This is a genomic window from Pseudomonas sp. CDFA 610, from assembly GCF_021147865.1.
Taxonomy (GTDB): Bacteria; Pseudomonadota; Gammaproteobacteria; order Pseudomonadales; family Pseudomonadaceae; genus Aquipseudomonas; species Aquipseudomonas alliivorans.
Window position 1 is genome coordinate 184686 of sequence record NZ_JAGTPM010000005.1, and the last position, 15523, is coordinate 200208.

Consider the following 15523-nt stretch of genomic DNA (forward strand, 5'->3'; position numbering starts at 1 on the left):
AGTTATGCGAAAGTGCCGGTAACGAGAATGAAGGCCACAGTAGCTGTGGTAAAGCCCATATGAAGAGATGTCTAGGATAAGCTCAGCTTATGTATGAACTCCTCGGTGATCTGTCACTGGATCTGTTGCGCTCGTTCGAAGCGGCGGCCCGGTTGCGCAGCTTCACGGCAGCCGCCATCGAACTGGGCACCACGCAGCCTGCGGTCAGCCAGCAGATCAAGCGTCTGGAAGAACAACTGGCGACGCGACTGTTTGATCGTATCTATCGGGGCATCGAGTTGACCGAAGCGGGCGAGGTCCTGTTCAGTCACGTACAGGCTGGCATGCAGTCCATCGAGAGCGGTCTGGTGGCGATCACCGACCAGGGCCAGCATGAGGTGCTTCAGGTCGCCACGGATTTTGCTTTTGCATCCTATTGGCTGATGCCCAGACTGCACCGTTTTCACAAGGTCAATCCGGACGTGGACGTCAGCCTGGTGACCAGCGAGCGTACCCATAGCATGCTGCGCCCGGATATCGACGTCGCTGTGCTGTTCGGCGATGGGCGCTTCAAGCAGGGCGAAAGTCATTGGCTGTTCAGCGAGGAGGTATTTCCAGTATGCAGCCCACAGTTGATTGCAGGTCGAGCACTGCCTTTGCCCAACGACGCCTTGCGTGAGTTTCCGCTGCTGCACTTGCGCGGTGAAAGCAACAACAACTGGTTCGATTGGGGCGGCGTATTTCGAGCGCTGGACATACCCCAGTCACCGGCACCAGGACAATTGCGTTTCGACAATTACACGCTGCTGATCCAGGCTGCGATTGGCGGCCAGGGCGTGGCCATCGGCTGGCGGCATCTGATCGACGATCTACTCGAGCAAGGCCTGTTGTGTAGACCTGTCGCGGCTTCGGCGGTGTCCGGTTACGGGTACTACGTGGTACTGCCACAGCGCAAACGCCGTGTGCAGATCGTCCAGCAGTTCGTCGACTGGTTGACCCGCGAGCAGGCACTGAGTGGTGTTTCTCTGACGGGCAGGCCGTTGCCTTTCATTGCGGTGTGATCGGATTATTTTCAGGTTAAGGAGGACGCTCATGGCGGGTATTCAGGGTTATCACGCCCACGTTTATTTCGATGCAAACACGCTCGAGCAGGCGCGCGCCCTGTGTGAAGCGGCCGCTGACAGGTTTGCCGTGAAGATGGGACGGGTTCATCAGAAACGCGTCGGCCCGCACCCTGACTGGAGCTGTCAGTTGGCGTTCGGACACGCGCAACTGGCCGACCTGATGCTCTGGCTGGCGCTTAACCGCAACGGACTGGTGGTGTTCACCCATCCGCTGACAGGCAATGAGCGACTCGATCATACCGAGCATGCCATCTGGATGGGCGTAATGCGGCCTCTGGACCTGAGCGTTTTCGACGACTGACAAGTTTGGCACCGGGTCTTTCTCTCGATGATGCTATGTCGACCGTCAGCCAAAATCTGCGGTGTAACATGGCCCCGCCAAAAAACGTGACCGGTCGGTCCGTTGAAGTGCAGATCAGCGAAAAGTGATCAATCATTTGCCTGTTTATCAGGCATCAGGGGCGGTTGCAGGCCACTTTTCTGGCCTGCACTGAATGCTGAGAGACCAAGACAGAGGATCATGAGAGATGCCGGATCTAATCATCGAAGGCAAGAAGCTTCATTATTCTGACCAAGGCAGCGGGCCGGTTCTTTTACTCGGGCACAGCTATCTCTGGGACCGGAACATGTGGAGCGCGCAGATTGACCTTCTGGCCAGTTATTATCGTGTGATCGTGCCTGACCTTTGGGGGCATGGTGATTCCGGTGCGTTTCCTGACGGCACCGGGAATCTGAGCGATTTTGCCCGCCACGCGCTGGCGTTGCTCGACCACTTGAACATCAGGCGCTGCACCATTATAGGTTTATCGGTCGGCGGCATGTGGGGCGCAATCGCTGCGCTTTCCGCGCCTGAGCGCATCAACGGTCTGGTGCTGATGGACACCTATCTGGGCAGTGAATCAGAGGCCATGAAAGCCTACTACTTCTCCCTGCTCGACAAAGTGGAAGCCGCGGGCAGCTTTTCCGAACAACTGCTGGACGTGGTGGTGCCGATCTTCTTCCGCCCCGGCATCGATCCGCAGTCGCCCGTGTGCCTGGGACTGAGAACCGCACTGGCCAGCATGAGCTCGGAACAACTGCGCCAGATCGTGGTGCCGGTCGGTCGTATCATTTTCGGACGTGAGGATCGGCTTGGGCTCCTGCATCAGCTGGATGCCGATACCACATTGATCATGTGCGGCGACGCCGACATTCCGAGGCCGCCAACGGAAACCCGCGAGATGGCCCGCCTGATTGGCTGTCCTTATGTGCTGGTACCAGAGGCCGGGCATATCGCCAATCTGGAAAACCCGGCGTTCGTCTCGGGTGCCCTGATGGCGTTTCTGGCCGGGCTGCATCAAAAGACCGCGTAGTGTATTTCCCACGTTGGAATGCGCGCCCCGCGTGGGGTGCGGACGTGTCCGCGAAGTTACCGGGTCAGTTCAGAACACCGTCCAGAATGGCATAGACAATACCCGAGCCGACGGCGATCAGCACGACGTCGGTGCCCAGTCGACGCCATTCATACCCGTCGTAATGCGGCAGCAATTGCAGCGAGCGAGGGTCCAGACGTTTGCCGTAGCCTGGCGGCAATGGTCGGCCTTTGGCGATATGAACGCCCGGAGGCAACGGCTGGCCACGGCCGATAACGTCACGGTGTTGCTGGAAGGTCTCGCGCACCGGCCCGAAGTCCTGTGGCGGGCCGCGACGATTGTCGTGGCTGGCTGGCCCCGGACCTTTGCCATTGCCGCGATTGCCGGGGCCGTCGTTGTCGCGCGGGCCTTGCTGGTGGCCGCCGCGATTGTCGTCCGGGCCGTTGCCACGCTGATCGGGCGGTGCTGCCTGGAGCAGCGGACTGGCGCTGATCAACAGGATACCCAGACCGTTGATGATACGGTTTGGCAGTTTCATGGGATGCTCCTCGGTTCCACGCTGTGCAGTAAAAAGGGGTTCATGAACTGGTCATGAACCCCTCGTGTCTTGCTACATAGAACCGCTGCTGACGCTTTGATTCCTCTGTATCGGAATCTTTACCCTCAGCTGACGCGGGCGTTACGTACGCCCTCTGCCAACGCCGCGCACAAGGTCAGCACGCCATCCACCGCATGCTCCGGCGACTCGGCAGTGGCGATCTTGTCGACCAGCGCCGACCCCACCACCACGCCATCGGCCAGACGTGCAATGGCAGCGGCCTGCTCTGGCGTACGAATACCAAACCCGACGCTGATTGGCAGGTCGGTGTGACGACGCAGGCGCGCGATGGCCTCGGTAACGTGTTCGGTGGTCGCCGAACCCGCACCCGTCACACCTGCGACCGACACGTAGTAAACGAAGCCGGAACTGCGCTCCAGCACGCGTGGCAGACGCGCATCGTCTGTGGTCGGCGTGGTCAGACGAATGAAGTCGATACCGGAGGCCTGTGCCGGTGTCGCCAGTTCCGCGTCGTGTTCAGGCGGCAGGTCGACGATGATCAGGCCATCGACGCCCGCTTCCCTGGCTTCAGCCACGAACGCTTCGACGCCAAAACGGTGAATCGGGTTGTAGTAACCCATCAGCACGATAGGTGTGGTCTGGTCTTCGACACGAAACTCACGAACCATTTGCAGGGTTTTCGGCAGGGTCTGACCCGCATCCAGCGCACGCAGGGTCGCCAACTGAATGGCAACGCCGTCGGCCATCGGATCGGTGAACGGCATGCCCAGTTCGATCACGTCTGCGCCGGCAGCCGGCAGGCCTTTAAGGATTTTCAGCGAAGTGTCATAGCCGGGGTCGCCTGCGGTGACGAAAGTAACCAGAGCCGCACGACCTTCAGTTTTCAGCTGGGCAAAACGTTGTTCAAGGCGGCTCATACCAGCATCTCCTGAGTCTTTTCGGCAGCGGCCATGTGGTTCATGACAGTCTGCATGTCTTTGTCGCCGCGTCCGGACAGGCACACGACCATCAGGTGGTCGTCGCGCAGGTTGGTGGCGCGCTTCATGGCTTCAGCCAGGGCGTGGGCAGTTTCCAGCGCCGGGATGATGCCTTCGAGCAGGCAGCACTGATGGAAAGCGTCCAGGGCTTCTTCATCGGTGATGCTCACGTATTCGACGCGCTTCACTTCATGCAGGAAAGCGTGCTCCGGGCCGATACCCGGGTAGTCCAGACCTGCGGAAATCGAGTGAGCATCGGTGATCTGCCCGTCCTTGTCCTGCAGCAGGTAGGTGCGGTTGCCGTGCAGTACGCCCGGAACACCGCCGTTGAGGCTGGCCGCATGCTTGTCGGTCTCGACGCCATGACCGCCCGCTTCCACGCCAATGATTTCCACGCTGGCGTCATCCAGGAACGGATGGAACAGGCCCATCGCGTTGGAGCCGCCGCCGACGCAGGCGACCAGACTGTCAGGCAGACGCCCTTCCTTCTCCAGCATCTGCTCTTTGGTTTCCTTGCCGATGATGGCCTGGAAATCACGCACCATTGCCGGATACGGGTGTGGACCGGCCACGGTGCCGATCAGGTAGAAGGTGTCTTCAACGTTGGTGACCCAATCACGCAGGGCCTCGTTCATGGCATCTTTCAGGGTGCCGGTGCCGGAAATGACCGGGACGATTTCGGCGCCTAGCAGCCGCATGCGGAACACGTTGGCCTGCTGGCGCTCGATGTCGGTAGCACCCATGTAGATCACGCAAGGCAGACCGAAACGTGCAGCGACGGTCGCCGTGGCAACGCCGTGCATGCCTGCACCGGTCTCGGCGATCAGGCGTTTCTTGCCCATGCGCTTGGCCAGCAGTACCTGGCCGATGCAATTGTTGATCTTGTGCGCGCCGGTGTGGTTCAGCTCTTCGCGCTTGAAATAGATCTTCGCACCGCCGCAGAACTCGGTCAGGCGTTCGGCGAAATACAGTGGATTCGGACGACCCACGTAATCGCGCTGGAAGTACGCCATCTCTTTGATGAATTCAGGGTCGGCCTTGGCGGCTTCGTACTCGCGGTTCAGGTCGAGAACCAGCGGCATCAGGGTTTCAGCAACGTAGCGGCCGCCGAAGGAGCCGAACAGGCCGTTGGCGTCGGGGCCGTTGCGCAAATTGGTCTGGGTCATGAAGTGCTCCAGTGGGTATATCAAACGAATGAGATGAGCCGGTCTGGCAATGAGTCCACTTTAACCAGCGCACGCCCGGATGAAAACCGATAAGATCGCCACAACCTGTCAGGAAAACTCACAGATCATGAGCCGCGATCTTCCACCGCTGAATGCGTTGCGCGCCTTTGAAAGCACCGCCCGCCTGGGCAGTGTCAGTCAGGCGGCCGAGCAACTGCACGTTACGCACGGCGCCGTCAGCCGTCAGTTGAAGCTGCTCGAGGAGCATCTGGGCGTCAATCTGTTCAGCAAGGATGGACGCGGCCTGAAACTCACAGATGCAGGCATCCGACTGCGTGATGCCAGTGGTGAAGCATTTGATCGGTTGCGCAATGTGTGTGCTGAACTGAGCCAGGGCAGCGCCGATGCACCGTTCGTGCTGGGGTGTTCCGGGAGCCTGCTGGCGCGCTGGTTCATTCCGCGCCTCAGTCGCTTGAATGCCGAGTTGCCGGATCTGCGCCTGCACCTGTCGGCAGGCGAAGGCGATCTGGACCCGCGCCGTCCCGGTCTTGACGCCTTGCTGGTATTCGCCGAACCGCCCTGGCCTGCCGACATGCAGGTGTTCGAACTGGCCAGCGAACGAATCGGCCCTGTGCTGAGCCCACGCTTCGCGCGCTTCGACAGCCTGCGAAACGCGCCCGCGAATGCACTGCTGGAAGAGTCCCTGCTACAGACCACCTCTCGACCGCAGGCTTGGCCAAGCTGGGCACAGCACAACGGAATCGACCCGCAATCATTGCAGTTCGGACAGGGTTTCGAGCATTTGTATTATTTGCTGGAGGCGGCCGTGGCAGGCCTTGGAATCGCAATCGCGCCGGAGCCGCTGGTGGTCGATGACCTCAGGGCCGGACGCCTGGTTGCGCCATGGGGCTTCAGTGAAACCCCGGCGCAACTAGCGTTGTGGGTCCCCAGACGTGTGGCCGATGGCCGTGCGCAGCAGTTGGCTCAATGGCTGAAAAATGAGCTGCTGCGGTCTGAAGATCCGATCAGAATCTGATCAGTTGCCGCGCTTGCACAGCAGGTAGGCTGCCAGCAGGCCGAGGGCACCGACAGCGACGCCAGCGGTAGTCCAAGGGTGCTCCTGAGCATAGTCACGAGTGGCCAGAGCATTTTCGCGGGTTTTCTCTTTGACGTCTTCGTAGACATCGCTGAGCAGGCTGCGCGAATGGCTCAGAGCACTTTCAGCATTGGCCTTGAGATTTTTCAGGGTCTTGCGCGACTCGTCAGTGGCGTCGGCTTTCAGACCTTCAAGAGACTTCAAGAGGCTCTCGATCTCCGCTTCCATACTCTGCAACGAGGCCTTGCGAAGTGAATTACTAGCCATGGTGTTTCTCCTGCAATGATGAGTGGGCGTGTGATGATTCCGACTGCGGGCTTATTGGAAAGTGCGATGCCATTTTGCAAAGTCTGAACTTTTACCCGCTTTTTCCTGACAGAAGTCTGGAGCGTTGGTTTTAACGACGTGTTCCCAGACCTTCAGGAGAACTGCCATGAGTGATCATCACACGTACAAGAAAGTCGAAATCGTCGGATCGTCCACCACCACAGTCGAAGACGCCATCCAGAACGCGTTGGCTGAAGCCAGCAAGAGCATCAAGAACCTTGAGTGGTTCGAAGTGACTGAAACCCGTGGCCACATCGTCGACAACAACAAGGTCGGCCACTACCAGGTCACTTTGAAAGTGGGCTTTCGCATTGAACGTAGCTGATCGTCCCTGAACCTTTCGGCTGGCCGATTGCCATAACCTGCGCTACACACTTACATGAGCCATCATGGCTCACATGTGGGCGTAGGGATGTTTAATGGGCGCCTGTTCCGATGGCGTCTTTATTTGGCCGGACGAGAGGGGATACCCATGAAAAAGATTTTGTTGGCAGCATGTTTGTTGAGCATCGCGGGCACTGCTCTGGCGGCAGGCAAGCCGTGTGAGGAGCTGAAAAGCGAAATCGACGCCAAGCTTCAGGCCAAAGGCGTTTCTTCCTACACGCTTGAAGTGGTCGAGAAAGGCAGTGCCGCTGATCAGCAAGTGGTTGGCACCTGCGAAGGTGGCGCCAAGGAAATCGTTTACAAGCGCGGTTGATAGTCAGGCCGGCTCGATGTAAATCCAGCCCGTTGCTCGACCCCGTGTTCACGCTGTAAAAAAGCCCGTGCCACACGCTGAACAGTGATTCAGCGGGTGGCGCGGGCTTTTCCGTTTCTGTGCAGCAAGGCGCTTAGCCGCGTGCGACCTGCGCCAGAATCTCGTAGGACCGCAGACGGTCTTCATGCTCGTACATGTCGCAGGTGAAGATCAGTTCATCGGCGTCGGTCTGCTCAAGCAGCACATCCAGCTTGGCGCGGATTTTGTCCGGTCCGCCGACCATCGCCAGCCCCAGAAAGCTCGCCACCGCTTCGCGTTCATGAGGCAGCCACAGGCCATCCATGGACTCCACGGGTGGGCGCTGCATCAGGCTGTGGCCACGCATCAGCGCCAGAATGCGCTGATACACCGATGTCGCCAGATATTCGGCCTTTTCGTCCGTTTCTGCGGCCGACAGCGGCACGCCCAGCATCACGTAAGGCTTGTCCAGCACCGCCGAGGGCTGGAAGTGATTGCGATAGACGCGAATCGCTTCATGCATGTAGCGCGGCGCAAAGTGCGAAGCGAAGGCGTATGGCAAGCCACGTATGCCCGCCAGCTGTGCGCTGAACAGACTTGAGCCCAGCAGCCAGATCGGCACATGGGTACCCGAACCCGGCACGGCGATCACTTTTTGATCAGCTGTACGCGGCCCCAGGTATTCCATCAATTCGGTCACGTCATCCGGGAAGTCATCGGCACTGCCGGAACGTTCGCGACGCAGCGCACGGGCAGTCATCTGATCGGAGCCTGGCGCACGGCCAAGGCCCAGATCGATCCGGTCCGGATACAGGCTGGCCAGGGTGCCGAATTGTTCTGCGATCACCAGTGGCGCATGGTTGGGCAGCATGATCCCGCCTGCGCCGACCCGGATAGTCGAGGTGCCGCCTGCCAGATACGCCAGCAGCACTGACGTTGCCGAACTGGCGATGCCGTCCATGTTGTGGTGTTCGGCAACCCAGAAACGGTTGTAGCCCAGTTTCTCGACGTGTTGCGCCAGATTAAGCGAGTTGCGCAGGGAATCGGCGGGGCCTTTGTCGTGGCGCACGGGCACCAGATCCAGGGTGGAAATCTTTACATCTGCCAGACGTTTCATAGGCCGGGGTAGCTCCTCGAATTGTGTTGGGTCGGCTCAAGGAGCTGCCCACGATGAAACAACAGTGCGGGCACAAGCTTGGTGTTTCAATAGATGAACCGGAAAAAACCTACTTAAATGCTAGGTCTTTAGTCAGTTTGAACTTTCCAGTGCCGTCTATCCTCAGAATCCTGTCACGTGTAAAAGACTCAACCCATTCCTTCAAGGAGCGACCATGAGCATCGTCAAGAAAGCATCGGCACACTGGGCCGGTGATCTGAAAACCGGCATCGGCAGCATCTCGACTGAAACCGCAGCACTGCGCGAGCACCCGTATGGCTTCAAGGCCCGCTTCGAAGGCGGCAAAGGCACCAACCCGGAAGAACTGATCGGTGCGGCGCATGCCGGCTGCTTCTCGATGGCGCTGTCGATGATTCTGGGTGACGCAGGCTTCACTGCCGATAGCATCGACACGCACGCTGAAGTGTCTCTGGATCAGGTCGAGGGTGGATTCGCGATCACGGCTGTGAAGTTGATCCTGAAGGCCAAAGTGCCAAACATCACCCAGAAAGAGTTCGACGAACTGACCACCAAAGCCAAAGAAGGCTGCCCGGTGTCCAAGGTGCTGAACGCCAACATCACGCTCGACGCTACCCTGTTGAGCTGATCCGGTCGTTCGGATTTCGTGTGAGGTGGCTGGCCGACGATAGCGTCAATCCAGCTGTTGCCGGATTGGTCAGGCTATTGATTCGTCGGCAAGCCGCTTCCCACCTATAGTTTTTCGGTTGGCTGTGTGTCGTCAATGAGGGTCAGGCATGAAACGTTTTGCTTTGGCAGTGGCCTGTACACTGCTGGCTGTAAATGCTGTAGCAGCCCCGAAGTCCTGTGATGAGCTCAAGGACGAGATCGAGGCGCGGATCCAGGCGAACAATGTCACGTCCTACACACTGGAAATCGTCACCAATGACGAGGTTCAGGACCCGAACATGGTCGTGGGCAGCTGTGAGAACGGCACAAAGAAAATCATCTATCAGCGCAATGATCGCTGATCAGATGCAGTGAACATTCCCTTCCTCTGCGACCACTTTGCGTTCAGCGTCATATAGCCACGCATCGACATCGTTGGTCAGAGACCTCACCTCAAGCACATAGCGCTGCCCCGCAGCGAAATGCGTGTAATCGATCTCCACGAAACAGGTGATCTCGGTGTAGTCGTCGCCCATCAGACCCAGGCTTCCGTAGCGGTATTCATAGTCGTAACGCACCTGCAGCGAATGGCTGCCAGGCGTGACCTGAAAGTAACGACCGTCATACGTGTTCTTGCCGTCGAGTTTGTCGGCCATCACCACTTTGCCGGTGATGGTGTGCAGATCGACCCACGCCATGTTCGGGTCAACGGCAGGTAATGGACCGGCGCAACCGGCAAGGGTGGTGAGGGCAAGAATCAGTGTCATGACGCGCATGCTGTGCTCCGTTTCTGAACCGGCGGCGATGTTAGTTGCGTCGGTCTTGTCTGTCCTGCATAACAGCACTGTGTTCCGATTTGAAGGCTGTGTATGCCACGACTCATTGTTTTACGCCTTTGGCAGGTTTTGCCGGTACTGGCGGTTTTGTTGCTCGGTGGCTGTTCCAGCGTGGCCTATTACGGTCAGTTGGCGCAGGGGCAGTGGCAACTCTTGCAGGCCCGCGAACCGGTGGACGATATCATCGCCGATCCCGGTCGCAATCCAACGCTTCGTGCCCACCTGGCCCAGTCGCAAAAGGCCCGCGCCTTTGCCAGCCAACACCTGCATCTGCCGGACAACATGAGTTACCGTCTGTATGCCGATCTGGGCCGTCCTTACGTGGTATGGAACGTGTTCGCCACTGACGAGTTCTCCCTCGATCCCGTTACGCACTGTTTTCCGATTGCCGGTTGCGTGGCCTACCGTGGCTATTACAGCCCTGGAGGTGCTCGCGGTGAAGCCGCGTTGCAGCGTCAGGCAGGCAAGGACGTGTACCTCAGTGGCGTAGAAGCCTATTCGACATTGGGCTGGTTCAATGACCCCATCCTGAGCACGATGCTGGGCTGGGGCGACGAGCGACTGGCCACGCTGATTTTTCATGAACTGGCGCATCAGCGCTTCTATGTGAAAGACGACACGGAATTCAACGAATCTTACGCCAGCTTCGTCGAGCAGGAAGGCACGCGTCAGTGGAGAGAAGCCCGTGGCCTGCCGCCGGAGAGTGTCTCGCAGTCCAGGCGACGCGATCAGTTCATCCAGTTGGTGCTCGACACACGCGAGCGTCTGAAAACCCTTTATCGCCAGCCGTTGACGCCTGATGCCATGCGTGAACGCAAGGCCGCCGAGTTCGAACGCTTGCGCCGCGATTATCGACAACTTCGCGACGGGCAATGGGGTGGCGACAAACGTTTCGACGGCTGGATCAACAGCCCGATGAACAACGCCAAACTGCTGCCCTTCGGGCTTTATGATCAATGGGTGCCTGCGTTCGAAGCGTTATTCAAACACGTGAATGGCGACTGGGAAGGGTTCTTCCAGGCAGTGGAGAAGCTCGGTGGCTTGCCTGCTGAATCACGCAAGGCGGCGTTGCAGCGATTGATGCCGTGAGCGCGCACCAGAGCCGAAACGAAAGTGCCTGACTGAATGCATACCCCGTGAGACGGTTTGCTGGCGATGGCGTCCGTTCAGTTATTGATATATCGCTTCAGAAAAAGCCTCGCCGGCAAGCCGCCTAACCACAGTCCTTTGAGTGGCGTCACATCAAGGCTTGCCCACAAAAGCCCGATGCAACTCGGCCACTGTCGCAAAGTGATACGTGGGATTTTCCGCCGTCAGCTCTTCATGGCTGCCGAACCCGTAACCCACCGCCGCAACGTCCAGCCCATTGCGGATGCCGCCGATCAGGTCGTGTTTGCGGTCGCCGATCATCAGGGTGTGCGCCGGGTCGAGTTTTTCTTCGGCGAGCAGGTGGGCGATGAGTTCGACCTTGTCGGTTCGGGTACCGTCCAGTTCGCTGCCGTAAATCACAATGAAGTGCCTGGCAAAATCGAAATGCCGGGCGATTTCCCGGGCGAACTCCCAAGGCTTGGACGTGGCGATATAGAGACGTCTGCCCTGCTGACCCAGCGTTTCAAGCAGCTCGGCAATGCCGTCGAACACTTCGTTTTCATACAGCCCGGTCACACGGAAGCGCTCGCGGTATAAGCCGACGGCTTTCCACGCGCGCGCTTCGTCCATGTCGTAAAACTGCATGAACGCCTGCAACAACGGCGGACCGATGAAGTGTTCCAGTTTAGTGATATCCGGCTCGTCGATACCCAGCCGGGCCAGCGCGAACTGGATCGAGCGAGTGATGCCCAGACGCGGGTCGGTCAGCGTGCCGTCGAGGTCGAAAAGGATGTTCTGGTAATGCATGGGCGCCTCGAACTGCACATTCTTCAGCATGGCTGGTCAAAGCCTTCTGCCAGGTGCTGGTCCTTGAGTTTCACGTAGTTGGTCGCGCTGTAAGGAAAGAACGCGATTTCCTTTTCGGTCAGCGCCCGCACCTGTTTTACCGGGCGGCCGACATACAGGAAGCCGCTTTCCAGCACCTTGCCCGGCGGCACCAGGCTTCCCGCGCCGATGATCACCTGATCTTCCACCACTGCACCGTCCATGATGGTCGAGCCCATGCCGATCAGGATACGGTTACCGATGGTGCAGCCATGCAGCATGGCTTTGTGGCCGATGGTCACTTCATTGCCGATCAGCAGCGGAAAACCGTCGGGGTTGAACGGTCCCGCATGAGTGATGTGCAGCACGCTGCCATCCTGCACGCTGGTACGGGCTCCGATGCGGATGCGGTGCATGTCGCCGCGCACCACGGTCAGTGGCCAGATGGAGCTGTCGGCACCGATTTCCACATCGCCGATCACCACCGCCGAATGATCGACGAAGGCCCGTTCGCCGAGGGATGGTGTGTGGTCCTGAAACTTGCGAATGGCCACGATAGGCTCCTTCTTTGGCAGTGATAGGTGAGTGAAGCGGGTTTCGATGCTGCGGTCGGCGTCGATTGTAATTAAGATGCAGGAGTGTTTCTTCCAGCCAAGGTGCAAAACCGTGAGCGCGAACAACCCGCTTCTGCAATCGTACGACCTGCCACCCTTCTCGGCGATCCGTGCCGAGCATGTCAAACCTGCCATCGAACAGATTCTGGCGGATAACCGCGCTGCAATTGCCGACATTCTCGCCAGACAGGGATCGACACCGACCTGGGCCGGACTGGTACTGACCATGGACGAGCTGAATGATCGTCTCGGCGCCGCCTGGAGCCCGGTCAGCCATTTGAATGCCGTGTGCAACAGCGCCGAACTGCGCGAAGCCTATGAGTCGTGCCTGCCTGCATTGAGCGCCTACTCCACGGAGATGGGTCAGAACCGCGAGCTGTTCCAGGCTTATGAGGCGCTGGCCAATAGTCCGGAAGCAGCAAATTTCGACGTTGGCCAGAAGACCATTCTGGAACAGTCGCTGCGCGACTTCCGCCTGTCCGGTATCGACCTGCCGCCCGAGCAGCAAAAACGATATGCCGAAGTGCAGAGCAAGCTGTCGGAGCTGGGCAGCCAGTTCTCCAACCAGTTGCTGGACGCCACTCAGGCCTGGACCAAGCTGGTCGCCGATGAATCCGCCCTCGCTGGCCTGACCGACTCGGCCAGGCAGCAGATGGCGGCCGCCGCCAAGGCCAAGGGTCTGGATGGCTACCTGATTACCCTGGAATTCCCGAGCTACTACGCGGTGATGACCTACGCCGAAGACCGCGCGTTGCGTGAAGAAGTCTACGCGGCGTATTGCACCCGCGCCTCGGACCAAGGCCCGAACGCGGGCAAAAATGATAACGGTCCGGTCATGGAGCAGATCCTCGACCTGCGTCAGGAACTGGCCCAGCTATTGGGTTACGCGAATTTTGCGGAACTGAGCCTGGCGACCAAGATGGCCGAGTCCAGCGATCAGGTGCTGAGTTTCCTGCGCGATCTGGCCAAGCGCAGCAAGCCGTTTGCCGTACAGGATCTGGAAGAGCTCAAGGCGTACGCCGCCGAACAGGGCTGTCCGGATCTGCAAAGCTGGGACAGCGGATTTTACAGCGAAAAATTGCGTGAGCAGCGCTACAGCGTTTCCCAGGAAGCCCTGCGCGTCTACTTCCCGATCGACAAAGTGCTGAGCGGCCTGTTCGCTATCGTTCAGCGTCTGTACGGCATCGAAATCGCCGAGCAGAAAGGCTTCGATACCTGGCACCCGGACGTTCGTCTGTTCGAAATCAAGGAAAACGGTCAGCACGTCGGCCGCTTCTTCTTCGACCTGTACGCCCGCGCCAACAAGCGTGGCGGTGCCTGGATGGACGGCGCCCGCGACCGTCGTCGCACCGCTGAAGGCACTCTGCAGAGCCCGGTTGCCAATCTGGTCTGCAACTTCACCCCGGCCGTCGGCGGCAAGCCTGCCTTGCTGACCCATGACGAAGTCACCACGCTGTTCCACGAGTTCGGCCATGGTCTGCATCACCTGCTGACCCGCATTGATCACGCCGGTGTATCCGGGATCAATGGCGTGGCATGGGACGCGGTCGAGCTGCCAAGCCAGTTCATGGAAAACTGGTGTTGGGAGCCGGAAGGCCTGGCGCTCATCTCCGGTCATTACGAAACCGGCGCACCGCTGCCGCAGGACTTGCTGGAGAAGATGCTCGCTGCACGTAACTTCCATTCCGGCCTGATGATGGTCCGTCAGTTGGAGTTCTCACTGTTCGACTTCGAACTGCACGCCACTCATGGAGATGGCCGCGGTGTGCTGCAGGTACTGGAAGGTATTCGCGACGAAGTGTCGGTCATGCGCCCGCCCGCTTACAACCGCTTCCCCAACAGCTTCGCGCATATCTTCGCGGGCGGCTACGCAGCGGGTTACTACAGCTACAAGTGGGCTGAAGTGCTTTCGGCTGATGCGTTTTCGAAGTTCGAGGAAGACGGCGTGCTCAATGCCGAAACCGGTCGCGCCTTCCGCGAAGCGATTCTGGCCCGTGGCGGTTCGCAGGCACCGATGGTGCTGTTCGTCGACTTCCGCGGACGCGAGCCGTCGATTGACGCACTCTTGCGCCACAGTGGTTTGAGTGAGGACGCGGCAGCATGACCGATACACCTGCGGTCGTTACCAAAAAACGCTTCATCGCCGGTGCGGTCTGCCCGGCGTGCAGCGAGCCGGACAAGTTGATGATGTGGAGCGAGGACGAGGTTCCGCACCGTGAGTGCGTGAACTGCGGCTACAGCGATACGCTCAACGAGCAAGGGCTTTCGGTGCCGAAAGAGTTGGGCACTCGGGTCAACAAGGTGGCGGTCAAGCCCGCCGATCCGAAGGTGCAGGGCGTGCAGTTCTTTCCGAATCCGAAGTTGAAGAAGCCGGTAGATCCGAGCTGACCGGCCTCGATCACACGGTGCATCAGGGGCTTTGTCAAAGTCCCTGATGCACCGGAGCCCAATGCTCAGCTTTTTATGGAAAGATCCATTTTCATGAAGGCATTGACCAGTTCAAGCAATATCTCGTCGTCCGCAGCGTCGGTTATTTGGTTGCCATCGACGTCCGCCTTACTTTTAACCGTGTCATAAGGCGCCCCTTTTGCCGGGGCTGTCACGAACGCGGTAAATTCGGTGTCGCCCTTCTGGTCTGGCTTTCGATTGGGAAGCTCGCTGTTCCAGAACTCGACTGTTACTTCGGGGGTGTCATCGCCCTCAATTTCGGCAATAGACAATCTGACCTCATAGGTAGCCATTTCCTTGATCTCCTGTTTCTTGATTTTGTCTGGAGCGGTATCACAGATCTTCTGAGGAGCGTTCTATCCTTCCGACAATTCAACGATTTTTTCTTTGAATGAGCGAGCAAGCTCAATCAGTATTTCGGCTATGTCTTCATCACCCCTGATGTCGAGTTCGCACTCCTGACGGGTGTCCAGCGTGAGTAAAACAGAGCTGATGAGGATTCTGTTTTCATACAATTCGGCAGAAATTTCGGGGTACTTCTTTTTACTCAAATCGTCTGCTGACAATCGAACCACATATTTGGCCATACCCACCTCTTCATCAGGCAAGTTGCCAGGGTCAACCGATCTGGCA

At 58.7% G+C, this 15523-nt stretch carries 21 protein-coding genes; 11 read left to right on the forward strand and 10 right to left on the reverse strand.

Annotated elements, in window-relative coordinates; genetic code table 11:
* Positions 1-89 precede the first annotated feature (89 nt).
* The 3 genes from KDX39_RS10835 to KDX39_RS10845 all read left to right on the forward strand — a co-directional run bounded on the left by KDX39_RS10835 (position 90) and on the right by KDX39_RS10845 (position 2455).
* Positions 90-1040 (forward strand): choline sulfate utilization transcriptional regulator, encoded by a 951-nt coding sequence (locus KDX39_RS10835; RefSeq protein ID WP_231660363.1) that lies wholly within the window; start codon positions 90-92, stop codon positions 1038-1040.
* A 31-nt stretch (positions 1041-1071) separates the two neighbouring features.
* Positions 1072-1404 carry a DOPA 4,5-dioxygenase family protein gene (locus KDX39_RS10840; protein ID WP_231660364.1) on the forward strand — a complete coding sequence of 111 codons (333 nt, stop codon included), beginning with the start codon at positions 1072-1074 and terminating at the stop codon, positions 1402-1404.
* Between the two features lie 226 nt (positions 1405-1630).
* On the forward strand, positions 1631-2455 hold the full coding sequence (locus KDX39_RS10845; RefSeq protein ID WP_231660365.1) for an alpha/beta fold hydrolase: 825 nt from the start codon (positions 1631-1633) through the stop codon (positions 2453-2455).
* A 64-nt stretch (positions 2456-2519) separates the two neighbouring features.
* Here the strand turns inward: KDX39_RS10845 and KDX39_RS10850 are convergent, their stop codons facing one another.
* The 3 genes from KDX39_RS10850 to trpB form a co-directional block, all read right to left on the reverse strand.
* On the reverse strand, positions 2520-2993 hold the full coding sequence (locus tag KDX39_RS10850) for an anti-virulence regulator CigR family protein (RefSeq protein ID WP_231660366.1): 474 nt from the start codon (positions 2991-2993) through the stop codon (positions 2520-2522).
* Between the two features lie 125 nt (positions 2994-3118).
* Positions 3119-3931, reverse strand: coding sequence for a tryptophan synthase subunit alpha (gene trpA / locus KDX39_RS10855; RefSeq protein ID WP_099231020.1), 813 nt, complete (start codon positions 3929-3931; stop codon positions 3119-3121).
* On the reverse strand, positions 3928-5157 hold the full coding sequence (trpB, locus tag KDX39_RS10860) for a tryptophan synthase subunit beta (RefSeq protein ID WP_231660367.1): 1230 nt from the start codon (positions 5155-5157) through the stop codon (positions 3928-3930). Before trpB ends, trpA begins: the two co-directional genes overlap by 4 nt.
* Positions 5158-5236: 79 nt before the next feature.
* On the opposite strand from trpB, the gene KDX39_RS10865 reads away from it, so the two are divergent.
* Positions 5237-6193, forward strand: a complete 957-nt coding sequence (locus tag KDX39_RS10865; RefSeq protein WP_269439882.1) for a LysR family transcriptional regulator — start codon at positions 5237-5239, stop codon at positions 6191-6193.
* Here KDX39_RS10865 and KDX39_RS10870 read toward each other — a convergent pair whose 3' ends face one another.
* Entirely contained in the window at positions 6194-6520 is a 327-nt protein-coding gene (locus KDX39_RS10870) for a DUF883 family protein (RefSeq protein WP_099231014.1), read from the reverse strand.
* Positions 6521-6686: 166 nt separating this feature from the next.
* Between KDX39_RS10870 and KDX39_RS10875 the strand changes: the two genes are divergently transcribed.
* Both KDX39_RS10875 and KDX39_RS10880 read left to right on the forward strand, forming a co-directional pair.
* The gene (locus tag KDX39_RS10875) at positions 6687-6905 is read left to right on the forward strand and encodes a dodecin (protein WP_004882494.1); all 219 of its coding nucleotides are present in this window, start codon (positions 6687-6689) and stop codon (positions 6903-6905) included.
* Between the two features lie 147 nt (positions 6906-7052).
* Positions 7053-7277, forward strand: a complete 225-nt coding sequence (locus KDX39_RS10880; RefSeq protein WP_231660369.1) for a DUF1161 domain-containing protein — start codon at positions 7053-7055, stop codon at positions 7275-7277.
* A 133-nt stretch (positions 7278-7410) separates the two neighbouring features.
* Here the strand turns inward: KDX39_RS10880 and KDX39_RS10885 are convergent, their stop codons facing one another.
* Positions 7411-8412 (reverse strand): LLM class flavin-dependent oxidoreductase, encoded by a 1002-nt coding sequence (locus KDX39_RS10885; protein WP_231660371.1) that lies wholly within the window; start codon positions 8410-8412, stop codon positions 7411-7413.
* Between the two features lie 214 nt (positions 8413-8626).
* Here KDX39_RS10885 and KDX39_RS10890 point away from each other — a divergent pair, with 214 nt between their 5' ends.
* A complete protein-coding gene (locus KDX39_RS10890; RefSeq protein ID WP_231660372.1) occupies positions 8627-9058 on the forward strand; it encodes an OsmC family protein in 432 nt (143 codons plus the stop codon).
* Positions 9059-9206: 148 nt separating this feature from the next.
* Positions 9207-9440, forward strand: coding sequence for a DUF1161 domain-containing protein (locus tag KDX39_RS10895; RefSeq protein ID WP_099231006.1), 234 nt, complete (start codon positions 9207-9209; stop codon positions 9438-9440).
* Here the strand turns inward: KDX39_RS10895 and KDX39_RS10900 are convergent, their stop codons facing one another.
* The gene (locus KDX39_RS10900; RefSeq protein WP_231660373.1) at positions 9441-9854 is read right to left on the reverse strand and encodes a PA0061/PA0062 family lipoprotein; all 414 of its coding nucleotides are present in this window, start codon (positions 9852-9854) and stop codon (positions 9441-9443) included. It lies immediately after the preceding gene.
* A gap of 93 nt (positions 9855-9947) precedes the next feature.
* On the opposite strand from KDX39_RS10900, the gene KDX39_RS10905 reads away from it, so the two are divergent.
* Positions 9948-11003: an aminopeptidase gene (locus KDX39_RS10905; RefSeq protein ID WP_231660374.1), complete on the forward strand. Its 1056-nt coding sequence runs from the start codon at positions 9948-9950 to the stop codon at positions 11001-11003.
* A gap of 153 nt (positions 11004-11156) precedes the next feature.
* Here the strand turns inward: KDX39_RS10905 and KDX39_RS10910 are convergent, their stop codons facing one another.
* Together KDX39_RS10910 and KDX39_RS10915 are read right to left on the reverse strand one after the other, a co-directional pair.
* Entirely contained in the window at positions 11157-11810 is a 654-nt protein-coding gene (locus KDX39_RS10910; RefSeq protein ID WP_231660529.1) for an HAD family hydrolase, read from the reverse strand.
* Between the two features lie 23 nt (positions 11811-11833).
* On the reverse strand, positions 11834-12382 hold the full coding sequence (locus KDX39_RS10915; RefSeq protein WP_231660375.1) for a gamma carbonic anhydrase family protein: 549 nt from the start codon (positions 12380-12382) through the stop codon (positions 11834-11836).
* 76 nt (positions 12383-12458) lie between these two features.
* Here KDX39_RS10915 and prlC point away from each other — a divergent pair, with 76 nt between their 5' ends.
* Positions 12459-14546, forward strand: a complete 2088-nt coding sequence (prlC, locus tag KDX39_RS10920; RefSeq protein WP_231660376.1) for an oligopeptidase A — start codon at positions 12459-12461, stop codon at positions 14544-14546.
* Positions 14543-14830 carry a YheV family putative zinc ribbon protein gene (locus tag KDX39_RS10925; protein ID WP_099230989.1) on the forward strand — a complete coding sequence of 96 codons (288 nt, stop codon included), beginning with the start codon at positions 14543-14545 and terminating at the stop codon, positions 14828-14830. The genes prlC and KDX39_RS10925 overlap by 4 nt, the downstream gene beginning before the upstream one ends.
* 65 nt (positions 14831-14895) lie before the next feature.
* On the opposite strand, the gene KDX39_RS10930 is transcribed toward KDX39_RS10925, so the two are convergent.
* Complete coding sequence (locus tag KDX39_RS10930; protein ID WP_231660377.1) at positions 14896-15183, reverse strand: hypothetical protein; 288 nt, start codon at positions 15181-15183, stop codon at positions 14896-14898.
* Positions 15184-15246: 63 nt separating this feature from the next.
* The gene (locus KDX39_RS10935) at positions 15247-15477 is read right to left on the reverse strand and encodes a hypothetical protein (protein ID WP_231660378.1); all 231 of its coding nucleotides are present in this window, start codon (positions 15475-15477) and stop codon (positions 15247-15249) included.
* Positions 15478-15523: the final 46 nt, after the last annotated feature.